Origin of the sequence: Kitasatospora viridis (assembly GCF_007829815.1) — a bacterium.
Classification (GTDB): domain Bacteria; phylum Actinomycetota; class Actinomycetes; order Streptomycetales; family Streptomycetaceae; genus Kitasatospora; species Kitasatospora viridis.
Map to the genome: position 1 here is coordinate 4,131,477 of NZ_VIWT01000001.1, position 15,396 is coordinate 4,146,872.

A 15,396-nucleotide genomic window follows, 5' to 3' on the forward strand; every position below is an offset into this window, starting at 1 on the left:
TTACCTCCGGTCGTCGGTGCCGCGCCCTTGCGGGGCGGTGGGTGGTGACATGTCGTCAGGTGCCGGGTGTGCTGCGCGCCCTGGTGGCCGCGGCGGCGCCGCGACCGGGTCGACGGCGGCGGCCGGCTCGATCCGCACCGCGCAGACCTTGAACTCGGGGATCTTGGAGCGCGGGTCGAGCGCGTCGATGGTCAGCTCGTTGGCGGCCACCGGGTAGGCCCAGTGGTAGGGCACGAAGACGTGGTCGGGCCGGATCGCCTCGGTCACCAGGGCCGGCAGCACCATCGAGCCGCGCCGCGAACTCACCTTGACCGGCTGGCCGTTGGCGTAGCCGAGGGAGGGGTGCAGCTCGACCCAGGGGCGCGGGGTCTGCGCCACCAGCGGGTCGAGGCGGCGGGTCTGGTTGCCGGAGAGGAAGTGCGCCACGGTGCGGCCGGTGGTCAGGGTGAGCGGGTACTCGGCGTCCTGCGGTTCGGCCGGCGGGTGCCAGTCCACCGTCTGCAGGTGCACCCTGCCGTCCGGGTGGTAGGTCCGGCCGTCCTCGAACAGCCTTGGTGTGCCCGGGTGTTCGAGGTCCGGGCAGGGCCAGGCGAGGCCGCCGGTGGCCTCCAGCCGCTCGTAGGTGATGCCGTAGTAGTCGTTGACCGCGCCGGCCGAGGCGCGCCGCAGCTCCTCGAACACCTCGCGGGAGCCGGGGAAGTCGAACTTGTCGCCGTGGCCGAGCCGGCGGGCCAGCTCGCACAGCACCCAGGTGTCGGTGCGCACGCCCGGCGGGGGCTCCTGCGCCTTGTTGTGCTTGACCACCCGGGCCTCGGCGTTGGCCATCACGCCCTCGTCCTCGGCCCAGGTGGTGACGGGCAGCACCACGTGGGCGTTGGCGGCGGTCTCCGAGAGGAAGAAGTCCAGCTGCACGTGGAAGTCGAGCTTGTCGTAGCCGTCCTTGACGGTCGCGTAGTGCGGCAGCGAGACGAACGGGTTGTTGCAGACGCCGAGCAGGCCGCGGATCTCGCCGGCCTGCATCTGCCAGACCATCTCCATCATCGAGGTGCCGGCCGGCGGCAGGTCGGCCTCGGCGATGCCCCAGATCGCGGCCACCTCGGCGCGGTGCACCGGGTCGGAGATCGACCGGCCGCCGGGCAGCATGTCCGACTTCTGGCCGTGCTCGCGGCCGCCCTGCCCGTTGCCCTGGCCGGTCAGCGTGCCGTAACCGGCGCCCGGGCGGCCGAGGTTGCCGGTGGCGGTGCAGAGGTTGATCACGGTCAGGCAGTTGGCCACGCCCTGGGTGTGGTGCTCGATGCCCCGGGCGTGCCAGGCCATGGCCCGCGGCGCCGAGCCGAACATCCGCGCCACCCGCACCACCTGCTCGGCCGGCACGCCGCAGATCCGGGCCGCCCGGTCCGGCGGGTACTCGCTCACCTTGGCCTTCAGCTCCGCCCAGCCGGTGGCGTGCGCGGCCAGGAAGTCCTCGTCGGTCAGCTGCTCGCGGACCAGCACGTGCAGTACGGCGTTGAAGAAGGCGGCGTCGGTGCCGGAGCGCAGCGCCACGTGCTCGTCGGCGGTGCGGGCGATCACGGTCTCCCGCGGGTCCACCACGATCAGCTTCGCGCCGCGGTCCCGGGCGCCCCAGAGGTACTGGGTGAGTACCGGGAAGCACTCGCCCACGTTGGCCCCGGCGATCAGCAGGCAGTCGGTCTGCAGGATGTCGGCGAACGGGTTGGCGGCCCGGTCGATGCCGAAGGCGAGCTTGTTGGCCCCGGCGGCGCTCACCATGCACAGCCGGCCGTTGTAGTCGACGTGCCGGGTGCGTGCCGCGACCCGGGCGAACTTGCCGACCAGGTAGGCCTTCTCGGTGAACAGGCTGGCCCCGCCGAGCACCCCGAAGGCGTCCCGCCCGGACTCCTGCTGGATCCGCCGGATCCGCTCGGCGGTGTGGTCCAGCGCCTCCTCCCAGCCCACCGCGCGGAACGGCTGGTCCCGGCGCTCGCGCAGCAGCGGGGCGGTCAGCCGGTCCGGGTGGTTGATCTGCTGGTAGGCGTTGATGCCCTTGGGGCACATCCGCATCCGGTTGATGTCGTGGTCGCGCGGCTCCACGCCGAAGACCTTGCCGCGCCGGTCGACCCGCAGGTACATCCCGCACTGCACGCCGCAGAAGCAGCAGTGGGTGGGCACCAGGGTCTCGCCGGTGCGCTCGGCGAGCACCGGGTGCGGTCCGTCGGGGACGGTCACCGGAACCCCCGCTTGACCTGGTCGAGGTAGGCGCCGCCGCGCAGCACCCGGCGGCAGCGCGGGCAGTACTCGGCGCCGTGGTCCCAGCCGAGCTCCAACTCCCGCATGGTCTCCCGCAGGTTGGCCACGGCCGGCGCGGTGTCCACCGGCTCCCCGCAGCGCCGGCAGGCCAGCGCCTCGCCCTTGCGGCGGGCGGTGTCCTTGAAGAGCTGCATCCCGACGGCGGCCGGCCGCTGCACGATGTGGAAGAACTTGCCGAACGGCAGGTAGATCAGCGTCAGCACCACCGAGACCATGTGCAGGATCGCCAGGAACTCGTACCCGCCGCCGTGCAGGGCGAGTTCGGAGAAGGTCAGCAGCAGGCCGGTGACCGAGACGGTGAGCAGCGCGATCAGCGGCACGAAGTCGTAGCCGAACCGCTGGCCGGTCACCGCCCGCCGGTCCCGGGTGCGCAGCCACAGGAAGTAGCCGACCCCGCCGATCACCAGCACGGCGGCCAGGTCGAGGCCGTGGAACATCGACCAGCCGAGGAGGCTGTCCTGGCGGAAGCTGAACAGCCGGTACCCCCACAGCCGCATCTGGTAGCCGGGCCCCTGCGGGCTCGCGGCGGTGAAGGTGAACCACCCCCAGGTCAGCGGGAAGGTGATCAGCACCGCCAGTAGGCAGCCCCAGAAGACCAGTTGGTGGGCGATCCAGCGGGCGTGCGAGCGGGCGCCGAGGAACTTCTGGAAGCCCAGGTAGGTGAGCGCCAGCCGGGGCAGCGCGGTCGGCGCCGCCCGCAGGTTGGTCCGGGAGAGCGCGGTGCGCCAGCCCTGCACGAACAGCCGGCGGGCGGCCGGACCGCTCACCCAGGAGGTATAGCGGTAGGTCACCCCGAAGGCGAGCAGCACGGTCGCGGCGGCGTACGGCACCAGCGCCGAGTCGAAGTCCCGCAGGCCCCGGCTGCCCAGCACGATCGCCAGCATCAGCAGCAGTGCGACCAGCACCGACGGCAGGAACGGCCGGGGCAGTGCGGGCGGGCGCGGCAGTGGCGGCTCGGATGGTGTGTCCTCGGGCACGGTCTCCTCGGCCAGGGCCACTCGGAACCTCCACCCTCGCGTCGGTGACTGACGGTCACATCCTCGCTGTCACGCTAGGCCGCGCCCGGCCGACCCGCCCGACGGTTCGGGCGTACGGGTGACGGCGGGTCAGCGCTCGGGGGGAAGCCTGGCCAGGAAGACCTGGTAGGCGATCGGCTGGACCGCGTTCACCCCCTTGAACGGGTAGTCCATCTCCTTGATCGCGACCAGCGGGACCACCACCAGGCTGGTGAGGATCAGCACCATCGCCAGGTGCGCCCAGGTGTTGGACAGCCCGAACAGGAAGGTGAAGCCGATGGTCAGCGCGCCGCCGCCGACCAGTGACACCCACAGCAGGGTGGGCACCAGGTCCTCGATCTCGCTCAGCCGGGCCCGCCGCTGGCCGGCCAACTCCTCCACGTCGTCCACGGTGCGCTGGTAGAGCACCTGCTCCCGGGCGTTCGAGGGCTGGAAGGAGAGCGCCGAGGCCCGGATGTCGTACATCAGCTGGGTCGCCCCCGGGTCGCTCCGGTGGTCCTCCATGTCGCGCCACTCGGGCCCGATCACCGCGTGCGCGTACTGCAGCGTCTGGTCCTCCAGCTGCGCCCCGAGCGGCATCGGCATCTGCCGGGACATCCAGTACACGCCCGCCAGCGCGTCGGCCTCCTTGAAGGTGGTCCCCTTCGCCGCGGCCGAGTTGTCCCACACCGTGATCACCACGAACCCCAGCAGCACCGCGTACAGCACCCCCACCACCGCGAAGATGAACCCCGCCACGTCGTTGTGCGGCTCCCGGCTGGTGTGCGGGAACGACTTCGTGACCACGGCCAGCACCACCGCCACGAACAGCAGCGACCCCACCAGCACCCACACGTCGATGGCGTTCATCCGGCACCGCCCGGCCGCACTGCGTCATGGATTCGATACATGGAGTCATTTCTCGCATGCGATCGATCGTGCACCCATCGGGACACGCCCCGATGCGCTCGTCCGGCCATGGTGGTGAGGCCGGGTCAGCCCCAGTGGCAGGCCGCCCCGTGATCCTCCGTCAGGTCCACCGCCGGCGCCTCGCCCTCGCAGCGCGCCCGCTGGTCCTCGCCCAGCTCCGGGTAGAGCGGGCAGCGGGTGCGGAAGGCGCAGCCGGTCGGGCGGGAGGTGGGGGAGGGCGGGTCGCCGGGGAGCAGCACGCGGGTGCGGGCGCGTTCGGCGACGGGGTCGGGGAGCGGGACGGCGGAGAGCAGGGCGCGGGTGTAGGGGTGCCGCGGGGTGGTGAAGACGGCGTCCACCGGGCCCTGTTCGACGGTGCGGCCCAGGTACATCACGCTGACCCGGTCGGCCAGGTGGCGGATCACCGAGAGGTCGTGCGAGACGAACAGGTAGGAGAGGTCCAGGGTGGCCTTGAGCTCCTGGAGCAGGTTCAGCACCCCGGCCTGGATCGAGACGTCGAGCGCGGAGACCGGCTCGTCGAGCACCAGCAGCTGCGGGGAGACGGCCAACGCCCGGGCTATGGAGATGCGTTGGCGCTGGCCGCCGGAGAACTCGTGCGGGTAGCGGGCGGCGTGCTCGGGGTCCAGGCCGACCTGGGTGAGCAGTTCGGGGATCCGGGCGGCGATCCGCTCGCGCGCAGCGCGCTGGGCCTGCAGCGGCTCGGCGATGATGTCGCCGACCGGCATCCGGGGGTCCAGGCTGGCCATCGGGTCCTGGAAGACGATCTGCAGCTGGGCGCGGAGCCGGTGCGCGGCGGCGCGGGAGAGCGTGGCGGTGTCCTGGCCGAGGATCTCGATCCGGCCGCGCTGCGGCTTGGCGAGGCCGAGCACCTCGAACAGCGTGGTGGACTTGCCGGAGCCGGACTCGCCGACCAGGCCGAGGGTCTCGCCGCGGCGGATGTCCAGGTGCACGCCGTCGACCGCGTACACCTCGCCGACCCGGCGCTTGACCACGGTGCCCTTGAGTACCGGGAAGGTCTTGGCCAGTCCGCTCACCTTGAGCACCGGCGGCAGCTCGGCGCGGTCCACCGCCCCGCCGACCGGCGGCAGTTGGGGCACCGGGTAGACCTCGGCGGGCGCCGGCCGGTCGGCGGCCAGCCGGTCGGCCCGCAGGCAGGCGGCCAGGTGCGCGCCGTCGCCGGCCCCGCCCGCGAGCGGCGGTTCGGCGGTCAGGCAGTCCGGCCCGGCGAGCGGGCAGCGCGGGGCGAACGGGCAGCCGGGTGGCAGGTCGCTGAGCGCCGGCGGCTGGCCGGGGATCGGCACCAGCGGCCCGCCGGTGCGGTCCAGCCGGGGCACCGCGCCGATCAGGCCGAGCGTGTACGGGTGGCGCGGCGCGCTGAACAGCTCGTCCACCGGCGCGGTCTCGACCACCCGGCCCGCGTACATCACGGCGACCCGGTCGGCCATCTGCGCGACCACCCCGAGGTCGTGGCTGACCAGCACCAGTGCGGCGCCGGTCTCCCGCTGGGCGGTGCGCAGCACGTCCAGTACCTGGGCCTGGATGGTGACGTCCAGGGCGGTGGTGGGTTCGTCGGCGAGCAGCACGTCGGGCTCGTTGGCCACCGCCATGGCGATCATGGCGCGTTGCCGCATGCCGCCGCTGAACTCGTGCGGGAAGGCGTCCAGGGCGCGCTGCGGGTCGGGGATGCCGACCAGGTCGAGCAGTTCGGCGGCCCGGCGGCGGGCGGCGGCCTTGTCGACCCGGTGGTGCGCCCGGACGGCCTCGGCGATCTGGTCGCCGATCCGGTAGACGGGGGTGAAGGCGGAGAGCGGGTCCTGGAAGACCATGGCGATCCGGTCGCCGCGGATCTTCGCCAGCTCGCCGGCCGGCAGCCCGACCAGCTCGCGCCCGTCCAGGGCGACCGAGCCGCGCACCGTGGCGGTGCCGGGCAGCAGCCCGAGCACGGCGAGCGCGGTGACCGACTTCCCGGAGCCGGATTCGCCGACGATGCCCAGGGTCTCGCCCTGGCGCAGCGTCAGGTCGACCCCGCGCACGGCGGTGGCGGCGGCCTTGGCCCGCCCGCCGGCGAACTCCACCCTCAGGTCGCGGACGGTGAGCAGCGGGGTGGCGGTGGTGGTCACGCACGTTCCTTGAGGTCGTGGTCCTTGGCGTCGTTCACGGGGTCGACGGCGGCGGTGGCCTGCGCGGGGACGGCGGCGGCCCGCCGCCGGGCCCGCGGGGAGGGCCGCCGGCCGGCGTCGGCGGTCGGGTCGAGCGCGTCCCGCAGCCCGTCGCCGACCAGGTTGACCGCGAGCACGAAGAGCACCAGCAGTCCGGCGGCGAAGTAGAAGAGCCACGGGTAGGTGGACGCGGAGTCGGTGCCGTCGGCGATCAGGGTGCCGAGCGAGACGTCCGGCGGCTGCACGCCGAAGCCGAAGTAGGAGAGCGCCGTCTCGTTCATCACCGCGGCGCCGACCGCGATGGTGGCGTCCACGATCAGGTAGGAGGCGCAGTTCGGCAGGATGTGCCGCCAGATCACCCGCATCGGCCGCACGCCCATGAACCGCGCGGCCCGGACGAACTCCCGCTCCTTGAGCGAGATGGTCATCGAGCGCACCACCCGGGCGGTGATCATCCAGTTGAACGCGGCGAGCAGCACCACGAAGGCGATCCAGCCGCTGCTCTTCAGCCGGGGCGAGATGATCGTGATGATCAGGAAGCTCGGGAAGACCAGCATCAGGTCGACGAAGAAGATCAGCAGCCGGTCGGTCCAGCCGCCGAAGTACCCGGCGCAGGCGCCGACCAGGCCGGCCAGCCCGGTGGAGAGCAGCGCCACCAGCAGACCGATGATCAGCGACTTCTGCAGTCCGCGCAGGGTCTGCGCGTAGACGTCCTGGCCGAGCCCGGCGGTGCCGAACCAGTGCTGGGCGGAGGGTGGTTGGCGCATCGCCGCGTAGTCGATGTCGGTGTAGCGCCAGTGCGTCAGGTAGGGGCCGACGAAGGCGAGCAGGAAGAGCAGCAGCACGATCGATCCGCCGACCACCACGCCCTTGGAGGCCAGCAGCCGGGCCAGCACCAGCCGCCCGCGGCTGCGCGGGGCGCTCACGAGGCACGCACCCGCGGGTCGAGCGCCGCGTGCAGCGCGTCCGCGAAGAGCCCGGAGAGCAGCACCGTGACGGCGGTGAACAGGGTCACCGCGACCACCGAGTTGGTGTCGTTCTCCTGGATCGAGTCGATGAACCACTCGCCCATGCCGTGCCAGCCGAAGATCTTCTCGGTGAAGGTGGCGCCGGTGAAGATGCCCAGGAAGTTGTAGGCGAACAGGGTGGACATCGGGATCACGGCGGTGCGCAGCCCGTGCCGCAGCAGTGCCTGGCGGTGGGTCAGGCCCTTGGCCTCGGCGGTGCGCAGGTAGTCGGAGCCGAGCACGTCCAGCATGGTGCCGCGCTGGTAGCGGCTGTAGCCGGCCAGTCCCATGAGCGTCAGCGAGAGGGTGGGCAGCAGCAGGTGCACGCCCCAGTCGGCGAGGTGCGCGCCCAGGCCGCCGGTCAGCCCCGGGGTCTCGTAGCCGGTGAAGTTGATCAACTGGTGACCGGTGGCCTGGTTCAGGGCGATCGCGCCGTTCTTCAGGAAGAGCGCCAACAGGAAGACCGGGGTGGAGAGCAGCACGAAGGAGGTGAAGGTGAGCACCCGGTCGGAGATCCGGTACTGCCGCACCGCGCTCCAGGCGCCGATCGCCACCCCGAGGAGCATGCCGAGCACGCTGCCGATCACCAGCAGCCGCATCGAGACCAGCAGTCGGCGGCCGAAGTCGGCGTTGACCGAGGTGCCGTGGATGGTCTCGCCGAGGTCGCCGTGCAGCAGCACGCCGTCGGCCCAGTGGCCGAACCGGACGACCACGGGGGTGTGGTCGTTGATGTTCAGCGCGGTGAGCTGGCGGTCCACGGCGGCGGCGGCCGGGCGGGGTTGCTTGTTCTCGAAGTAGGCCCGCGGGTTGAGCGCGCTGCTCGCCAGGGCGTAGGCCAGGAAGACCGAGACGACGAGCAGGACCAGGTAGTAGGCGAGGCGTTTCGCCAGATAACGCAGCATCAGCAGCCGTTCGGGCGCGTGGTGCGACGGTTCGTCATGACCAAATGCCTTCGCTTTGACGGGGTTTCACGCAAGACCGAGCAGCGGAATTCTGCGACCGGCCGATCCGGCGGTCAAGGGTTCGCGCAGCGCCGGTTCGTCCGGTTGGTCGAACCCGCAGGTCAGAGTGAATCAGTCGGTCACGACGAGGATGTTGCCGCAGTGTTGCCGTCGATGGCGATTCGATCAGCAATGAACACGGTCCTCTGGTGGCTGAACTGATCCGCTGTTAGGTTCCTTCCGCGGCACACCCCATTGACTGCCCGCGATCAACTCCCGCCACACCCGGCGGGCACCGAATCCACCGACGCACCCCGAAAACCCGAGGAGGGACCCGTCATGGACGCCACCGTCCGCCGCCGCCGGCTCGTCGCCCGCAGCCTGGTCGCGACCGCCGCACTCACCCTGGTGCTGAGCGGCTGCAGTTCGAGCTCGGGCGGTGGCGGTGGCGGCGCGAGCAGCAGCGCGAGTGCCCAGCCGATGAGCGCCGAGGACATCAACCCGCAGCCGCTGAGCAACGTCAAGGACGGCGGGGAGCTGAGAATCCCGCTGCAGCAGTGGCCGGACCAGTGGAACCCGCTCCAGGTGGACGGCACCTACGGCGACTCGGTGGAGATCATGAAGATGATCGAGCCGCTGCTCTTCCGGGTCGACGCCAACGGCGTCTACCAGCCGGTCCCGGAGTTCCTGCAGTCCGCCAAGGTGGTCTCCACCTCGCCGCAGGTGGTGCTCTACACGCTCAACCCGAAGGCCAAGTGGTCGGACGGCAAGCAGCTGGGCTTCCAGGACTTCAAGGCCGTCTGGCAGGCCGCCAGCGGCACCAACCCGGCCTTCAACACCGCCAGCACGCTGGGCTACAACCAGATCAGCGACGTCTCCCAGGGCGACGACCCGACCCAGGTCAAGGTCACCTTCAGCACCCCGTTCGCGGACTGGCAGAGCCTGTTCTACCCGCTGCTGCCGGCCGCCGGGATCTCCACCCCGGACGACTTCAACAAGGGCTGGGTCGAGAAGGTCCCGATCACCGGCGGCGCCTTCAAGATCGGCTCGATGGACAAGTCGGCGCAGACCCTCACCGTGGTGCCGGACCCCAACTGGTGGGGGAACAAGCCCAAGCTGGACAAGTTCACCTACCGGGTGCTGAGCGCCTCGGCCACCACCCAGGCCTTCCTCAACGACGAGGTCGACTACGCCAGCGCCGGCCGGGCGGACGCCTACGCCCAGCTCAAGGACTACAAGGACGGGGTGATCCGCACCTCCTTCCCGTGGGACGAGGTGCACATCTCCTTCGGCTCCAACGGCGCGCTGGCCGACCAGAAGGTGCGCCAGGCGCTGGAGAAGGCGCTCGACCGGCAGGCCCTGACCAAGGTGGAGAACCAGGGGGTGCCGGTGCCGTTCCCGCTGCTTGGCAACCACCTGCTGATGACCAACCAGTTCGGCTACCAGGACAACTCCGGGCAGTGGGGCAAGTACGACCTGGCCGGCGCCGAGCAGCTGCTCACCCAGGCGGGCTGGCAGGACGCGGGGGCGGGCAAGCCGCGCACCAAGGACGGCCAGCCGCTGGAGCTGCACTTCATCATCTCGGACGCCACCTCCCAGCAGACCATCGACCTGGCCACCGCGGTCCAGAACATGCTGGGGCAGGCCGGCGTGAAGATCGACGTCGACAAGGTGCCGGCCAACGACCTGGACGAGAAGTACCTCAACGTCGGCAAGTTCGACCTGGCGACTTGGCGGAACACCGGCTCCTTCCCGCCGGCGAACATCATCCCCTCGTACCAGATGCCGCAGGGCGACAACGTCTTCCAGAACTACTCCAAGCTCAGCACGCCGGAGATCGACAGCCTGCTGAAGCAGGCCTCGCAGACCCTGGACCCGAGCCAGGCGGCCAAGCTCTACAACGAGGCGGACGCCAAGATCTGGGAGCTCGGCCACACCGTCGAGCTGTACCAGCGGCCCTACGTGGTGGCCTACCGCAAGGGCCTGGCCAACTACGGCTCGGCCGGCCTGGCCGACTTCGACTACACCAAGGTGGGCTGGCAGAAGTGACCCGCCGTCCGGTCGGGACCGGGTGGTGAGGGCGCGCTGCCGGGCAGCGCGGTGATCACGAGGCCGGTGCGGTCCGCCGGTGGAGGGCTACCCTCCACCGCCGCCGCACCGGCCTTGACCTTCCGCGTTGCCCGCACGCCCTTCTCGCCGTTCCACTGGAAGGGAATGTAACCGGGCAATCAGGGCGATTGCACCCCACGACACCCGGGCACTCGGCCCGCCATGGACGGTGTCACCCGGTTCGCGCACTCACCCGTCAACTCACCTTGACCGTCCGGCCGGTCGCCGCGCGGCCCCGGACGGACGGCTGGCGTGCCACGGCGCTCCGGTGCGTGCGCCGACCACTGCGGACTGTCACCATCGGGGCCCCGGGGGCGGAACGTCCCCGTCCGCCGAGCCCGCTGGGAGTCCGAGCCGAATGCCGTCGACCCGTCACACCGAACCCCTGGTGCGCCCGATGCGGCCGCGCCGCCGCGACGAGCCGCACCGGGTCGCCACCTCGCTGGAACTCTTCTTCGACCTCTGCTTCGTGGTCGCCGTCGGCCAGGCCGGCCGGGAGCTGGCCGGCGCGCTGGCCGAGGGGCACGGCACCGGCAGCGCGCTGCTGCACTACGCGCTGGCCTTCTTCGCCGTCTGGTGGGCCTGGATGAACTTCACCTGGTTCTCCTCCGCCTACGACTGCGACGACGTGCCCTACCGGCTCACCACCCTGGTGCAGATCACCGGCGCGCTGATCTTCGCGGCCGGCATCCCGCGGCTCTTCCTGAACGCCGACTTCAAGCTGGCGGTCTTCGGCTACGTGGTGATGCGACTGGCCCAGTTCACCCAGTGGCTCCGGGCGGCCCGCGGCGAGCAGGGCGCGGCCCGCGCGATGGCGCGCAGCTACGCGCTCGGCGTCGCCCTGGTGCAACTGTTCTGGGTGGTGATGCTGCTGGTGCCCAAGTCGGCGGTCAACTGGTTCCTGCCGATCGGCGCGATCGCCGAACTGTCGGTGCCGGCCGTCGCCGAGCGCCGCACCCAGAGCCCCTGGCACCCGCACCACATCGCCGAGCGGTACGGCCTGTTCACCCTGATCGTGCTCGGCGAGACGGTCTCCGCCGCGACGGTGGCGATGCAGAGCGCGGTGGACGAGCACGAGGCGCTGCACGAGCTGATCCCGATCGCCGTCGGCGGGCTGCTGATCTGCTTCGCCGCCTGGTGGATCTACTTCGCCGCCCCGATCCACGAGCACCTGCGCGGCAACCGGCAGGCCTTCCTGTGGGGTTACGGCCACTACCTGGTCTTCGGCTCGGCCGCCGCGGTCGGCGCCGGGCTGGAGGTCGCGGTGGAGCACGCGGTCGGCAAGGCGCACATCTCCGCCGAGGCCGCCGCCGCCACCGTCACCGTGCCGAGCGCCGTCTACCTGTTCACCGTCTGGCTGCTGCACGCCCGGCACGGCAAGTCGGGCCCGGCCCAGTGGGTGCTGCCGGTCGCGGCCGCACTGGTGCTGGCCTGCACCGCGCTCGGCGACGGGGGAGTGCTGGCCGCCGGCCTGGTCGCGGCCGCCGCCATCGCGGCCGGGCTGTGGCTGAGCACCCGCCCGTCGGTGCCGGATGCCAGCATCGACTGACCCCTACCGAGCGGAGCACCGCCCATGTCCCTGGCCGACCAGCCCTACGCCCACCTGCTGCGCCCGCACGACGGTCCGCTGCGCGCCGACGAACGCTACGACACGGTGCGGCTCGCCGACCGCGAGCTGGACGCCCCGCAGGCCGCTGGCGCGGCCTTCCTGGAGTGCGCGCTCACCGACCTGACGGTCAGTCAGGGAAGGCTGCGCCGCGCCAGGTTCACCGAGTGCTGGGTGGAGCGGACCCGCTGGGTGGCCACCGACCTGGCCGAGACCGAATGGCAGGACACCACGGTGACCGGCTCGCTGCTGGCCGGCGTCGCCGCCTACGGCTCCCAGCTGCGGCGGCTGACGCTGCGCCAGTGCAAGGTGCAGGCCGTCAACCTGCGCGGCGCGGTGCTGCGGGACGTGGTCTTCGAGGACTGCCAGCTGGTCGACGTGGACTTCTCCGAGGCCCGGCTGACCGGCGTGTCCTTCCCGGGCAGCTCGCTGGAGGAGGTCCGGTTCGGCCGGGCCCGGCAGCAGCGCACCGACCTGCGCGGCGCCACCCGGCTGCAACTCCCGGACGGCCACGAGGGGCTGAGCGGCGCGCTGATCTCCTCCGCCCAGCTGATCGAGCTGGCCCCGCAGTTCGCCCGGGCGCTCGGCGTCGAGGTGCGGGACTGACTGGTTCGCAGGCGTGAACGGACACACCGTGGCGGCCCGGAGTTAACCCCCGGGCCGCTCGCTGACCGGCACAAGAACAGTCCGCCAAGCATTGCGTCGGGAGCCTGGTGCCGCCGGGCCGCAGGGGCCAGGATGTGCGCGGCCCATGTTGTACACACAACCGAAGGGTTGGCCCTCCCGATGACTGACCTCAGCCGCAGGACCTTCATGGCCGTCTCGGCGGCCACCGCGGCCGGCGCCGCGGTGGCCGGCACGGTCGGCGCCGCGACCCCCGCGCCCGCCGCCACGACCACCGGCACGGGCACCATCACCGACGTCCAGCACGTGGTGGTCCTGATGCAGGAGAACCGCAGCTTCGACCACTACTTCGGCACCCTCAAGGGGGTCCGCGGCTTCGGCGACAAGGCCACCATCCAGCTCTCCGGCGGCTACTCGGTCTTCAACCAGCCGAACGGCTCCGCGCGGCAGTACCCGTGGGCGTTCAGCGCCGGCAGCTCCGAGCAGGTCTCGCAGTGCAACGGCGACCTCTCGCACGCCTGGAGCGACCAGCACGCCGCCTGGAACACCGGGAAGATGGACTCCTGGGTCTCGGCCAAGCGCACCAACCGCGCCCTCGGCTACCTGCGGCGCTCGGACATCCCGTTCCACTACGCGCTGGCCGACAACTGGACCATCTGCGACGCCTACCACTGCTCGGTGCTCTCGGCCACCGGCCCGAACCGCACCTACCACTGGTCCGGCATGATCGACCCGTCCGGCACCGCCGGCGGCCCGGCCTACGACGGCGGCGACGAGTCCGGCCTGACCTGGCAGACCTACGCCGAGGCGCTGGAGAACGCCGGCGTGAGCTGGAAGGTCTACCAGAACGCCTCGGACAACTTCGGCGACAACGCCCTGGCCTACTTCAGCCAGTTCGCCAACGCCCCGGCCGGCAGCGACCTGGCGGTCAAGGGCATGGGCTCGGTGCCCAGCGTGACCGGCCGCACCCCCGACGACATCGCCGCCGCGATCCAGGCGGACGTGCTCGCCGGCACCCTGCCGCAGGTCTCCTGGGTGGTCGCCGACCAGCAGTCCTCCGAGCACCCGTACGCCACCCCGGAGGACGGCGCGCACTTCGTGCACATGGTGATGAACGCGCTGAACGCGGACCCCAACGTGTTCAACTCCACCGTGCTGCTGATCAATTACGACGAGAACGACGGCTTCTTCGACCACGTGCCGCCGCCGGTCGCCCCGGCCGGCACCGCCGGCGAGTTCTACAACTCGACCAACATCGGCCTCGGCTTCCGGGTCCCGATGCTCGCCATCTCGCCCTGGACGCGCGGCGGTTGGGTCAACTCCGAGGTCTTCGACCACACCTCGGTGCTGCGCTTCCTGGAGACCTGGACGGCGGCCCTGGGCACCCCGGCCACCTGCGCCAACATCAGCGCCTGGCGGCGCAAGGTCTGCGGCGACCTGACCAGCGTCTTCGACTTCGCCAACCCGGTCTACGGCATGCCGTCGCTGCCCGACACCTCGCAGACCATCGGCCTGGCCACCTGCGGCCCGCTGGGCAACCCCTCGCCAGTCACCAACGCGCTGCCCGCCCAGGAGAGCGGCACCCGCCCGGCCCGCGCCCTGGCCTACCAGCCGAACGCCAACCTGGACCACCTGGAGTTCGACGCCGGCGGCGTCACCAAGGTCTGGCTGGCGATGGACAACAGCGCGGCCACCGGCGGCAGTTCGGCGCACTTCGCGGCCTACGCCAACGCCTACCGCAGCGGCGGCCCGTGGCAGTACACGGTTGACCCGGGCGCGAGCACCAGCGACTTCTTCAACTGCGGCACCAACTACGGCAACGGCAAGTACGACCTGACCGTGGTCGGCCCCAACCGCTTCCTGCGCCGCTTCCAGGGCGACACCACCAAGTCCGGCAAGACCGCCGCGGTGACCGCCTCCTATGCCGCCGCTCCGGACACCGGCAAGCTCGCGCTCTGGTTCAAGCTGGCCAACACCGGCACCAGCGCGGTGACCTTCACCATCACCTCGACCAACTACCGCACCGACGGCCCGTGGACGTACACCGTCCAGCCCGGTGCCAGCACCAGCGACTACTTCAACGCCGTCGCCTACCAGAACGGCTGGTACGACTTCACCGTCACGGTGAGCGGCGACAGCAGCTGGTCGCAGCGGTTCACCGGCCACCTGGAGAGCGGCGCGCCGAGCGTCAGCGGCTGATCCGCACCCGCCCGAACCGCGGCGCCCACCCCCGTCAGGGGGTGGGCGCCGCGGCGTTTCCGGTGCGCGCTCAGCTCTCCATCACCCGCCGCAGCATGTCCAGCAGCCGCTCGCGTTCGGCGTCGTCCAGCGCCGCGAAGGGGTCGTTGACGAAGGGCGTGCGCGCCAGCAGGTCGGCGCTGACCCGGTGGCCGTCCTCGGTGGCCGCGACCAGCTTGACCCGCCGGTCGGCCGGGTCGGGCCGGCGCTCCACTAGTCCGCGCTGCTCCAGCTTGTCGATGATCGCGGTCACGTTGGACGGCTCGGCGTGCACCGTGTCGGCGATGGTCCGCATCGGCACCGGCCGGTCGGCCGCCAGCAGGGCCTTGGCCTGCAGCGCGGTGAGCCGGTGCGCGGCGGCGGCGGTCTCGATCTCCCGGGCGTAGCGGCGGTTGGCCGCGGCGAAGAGGCCGACGAGCTGCCGGGTGAGGTCGTCCGGGGGAGTGGCTGGCATGCGGGTCAGTCTAACGAAGTGCTTGA

The 15,396-nt window shown here is 71.5% G+C and carries 11 protein-coding genes; 4 read left to right on the forward strand and 7 right to left on the reverse strand.

The genetic code is table 11. The annotated features are described in order from the left end of the window. From FHX73_RS18535 to FHX73_RS18560, 6 genes are all read right to left on the reverse strand, one after another. Entirely contained in the window at positions 1-2,226 is a 2,226-nt protein-coding gene (locus tag FHX73_RS18535; RefSeq protein WP_281292688.1) for a molybdopterin oxidoreductase family protein, read from the reverse strand. Next, positions 2,223-3,191: an MFS transporter gene (locus tag FHX73_RS18540; protein ID WP_246213859.1), complete on the reverse strand. Its 969-nt coding sequence runs from the start codon at positions 3,189-3,191 to the stop codon at positions 2,223-2,225. Before FHX73_RS18540 ends, FHX73_RS18535 begins: the two co-directional genes overlap by 4 nt. 222 nt (positions 3,192-3,413) lie before the next feature. After that, positions 3,414-4,172, reverse strand: coding sequence for a bestrophin-like domain (locus FHX73_RS18545; RefSeq protein ID WP_145906050.1), 759 nt, complete (start codon positions 4,170-4,172; stop codon positions 3,414-3,416). Between the two features lie 125 nt (positions 4,173-4,297). Next, a complete protein-coding gene (locus FHX73_RS18550; RefSeq protein ID WP_145906051.1) occupies positions 4,298-6,352 on the reverse strand; it encodes an ABC transporter ATP-binding protein in 2,055 nt (684 codons plus the stop codon). Then, positions 6,349-7,317: an ABC transporter permease gene (locus FHX73_RS18555; RefSeq protein ID WP_145906052.1), complete on the reverse strand. Its 969-nt coding sequence runs from the start codon at positions 7,315-7,317 to the stop codon at positions 6,349-6,351. Before FHX73_RS18555 ends, FHX73_RS18550 begins: the two co-directional genes overlap by 4 nt. Continuing rightward, a complete protein-coding gene (locus tag FHX73_RS18560; protein ID WP_145906053.1) occupies positions 7,314-8,300 on the reverse strand; it encodes an ABC transporter permease in 987 nt (328 codons plus the stop codon). The genes FHX73_RS18555 and FHX73_RS18560 overlap by 4 nt, the downstream gene beginning before the upstream one ends. A 378-nt stretch (positions 8,301-8,678) precedes the next feature. Here FHX73_RS18560 and FHX73_RS18565 point away from each other — a divergent pair, with 378 nt between their 5' ends. The 4 genes from FHX73_RS18565 to FHX73_RS18580 all read left to right on the forward strand — a co-directional run bounded on the left by FHX73_RS18565 (position 8,679) and on the right by FHX73_RS18580 (position 14,877). Beyond that, a complete protein-coding gene (locus FHX73_RS18565) occupies positions 8,679-10,388 on the forward strand; it encodes an ABC transporter family substrate-binding protein (protein ID WP_145906054.1) in 1,710 nt (569 codons plus the stop codon). A gap of 418 nt (positions 10,389-10,806) precedes the next feature. After that, the gene (locus FHX73_RS18570; protein WP_246213590.1) at positions 10,807-11,997 is read left to right on the forward strand and encodes a low temperature requirement protein A; all 1,191 of its coding nucleotides are present in this window, start codon (positions 10,807-10,809) and stop codon (positions 11,995-11,997) included. A 24-nt stretch (positions 11,998-12,021) separates the two neighbouring features. Next, a complete protein-coding gene (locus tag FHX73_RS18575) occupies positions 12,022-12,660 on the forward strand; it encodes a pentapeptide repeat-containing protein (protein ID WP_145906055.1) in 639 nt (212 codons plus the stop codon). Between the two features lie 180 nt (positions 12,661-12,840). After that, positions 12,841-14,877, forward strand: coding sequence for a phosphocholine-specific phospholipase C (locus tag FHX73_RS18580; RefSeq protein WP_145906056.1), 2,037 nt, complete (start codon positions 12,841-12,843; stop codon positions 14,875-14,877). Between the two features lie 70 nt (positions 14,878-14,947). Here the strand turns inward: FHX73_RS18580 and FHX73_RS18585 are convergent, their stop codons facing one another. After that, entirely contained in the window at positions 14,948-15,370 is a 423-nt protein-coding gene (locus FHX73_RS18585; protein WP_145906057.1) for a MarR family winged helix-turn-helix transcriptional regulator, read from the reverse strand. Between the last annotated feature and the right edge of the window lie 26 nt (positions 15,371-15,396).

Coding starts and splice junctions, on each gene's coding strand:
- FHX73_RS18570 (WP_246213590.1), top strand. CDS start 10,807: ATGCCGTCGACCCGTCACACCGAACCCCTGGTGCGCCCGATGCGGCCG.
- FHX73_RS18540 (WP_246213859.1), bottom strand. CDS start 3,191: ATGCTGGCGATCGTGCTGGGCAGCCGGGGCCTGCGGGACTTCGACTCG.
- FHX73_RS18565 (WP_145906054.1), top strand. CDS start 8,679: ATGGACGCCACCGTCCGCCGCCGCCGGCTCGTCGCCCGCAGCCTGGTC.
- FHX73_RS18575 (WP_145906055.1), top strand. CDS start 12,022: ATGTCCCTGGCCGACCAGCCCTACGCCCACCTGCTGCGCCCGCACGAC.
- FHX73_RS18580 (WP_145906056.1), top strand. CDS start 12,841: ATGACTGACCTCAGCCGCAGGACCTTCATGGCCGTCTCGGCGGCCACC.
- FHX73_RS18560 (WP_145906053.1), bottom strand. CDS start 8,300: ATGCTGCGTTATCTGGCGAAACGCCTCGCCTACTACCTGGTCCTGCTC.
- FHX73_RS18585 (WP_145906057.1), bottom strand. CDS start 15,370: ATGCCAGCCACTCCCCCGGACGACCTCACCCGGCAGCTCGTCGGCCTC.
- FHX73_RS18545 (WP_145906050.1), bottom strand. CDS start 4,172: ATGAACGCCATCGACGTGTGGGTGCTGGTGGGGTCGCTGCTGTTCGTG.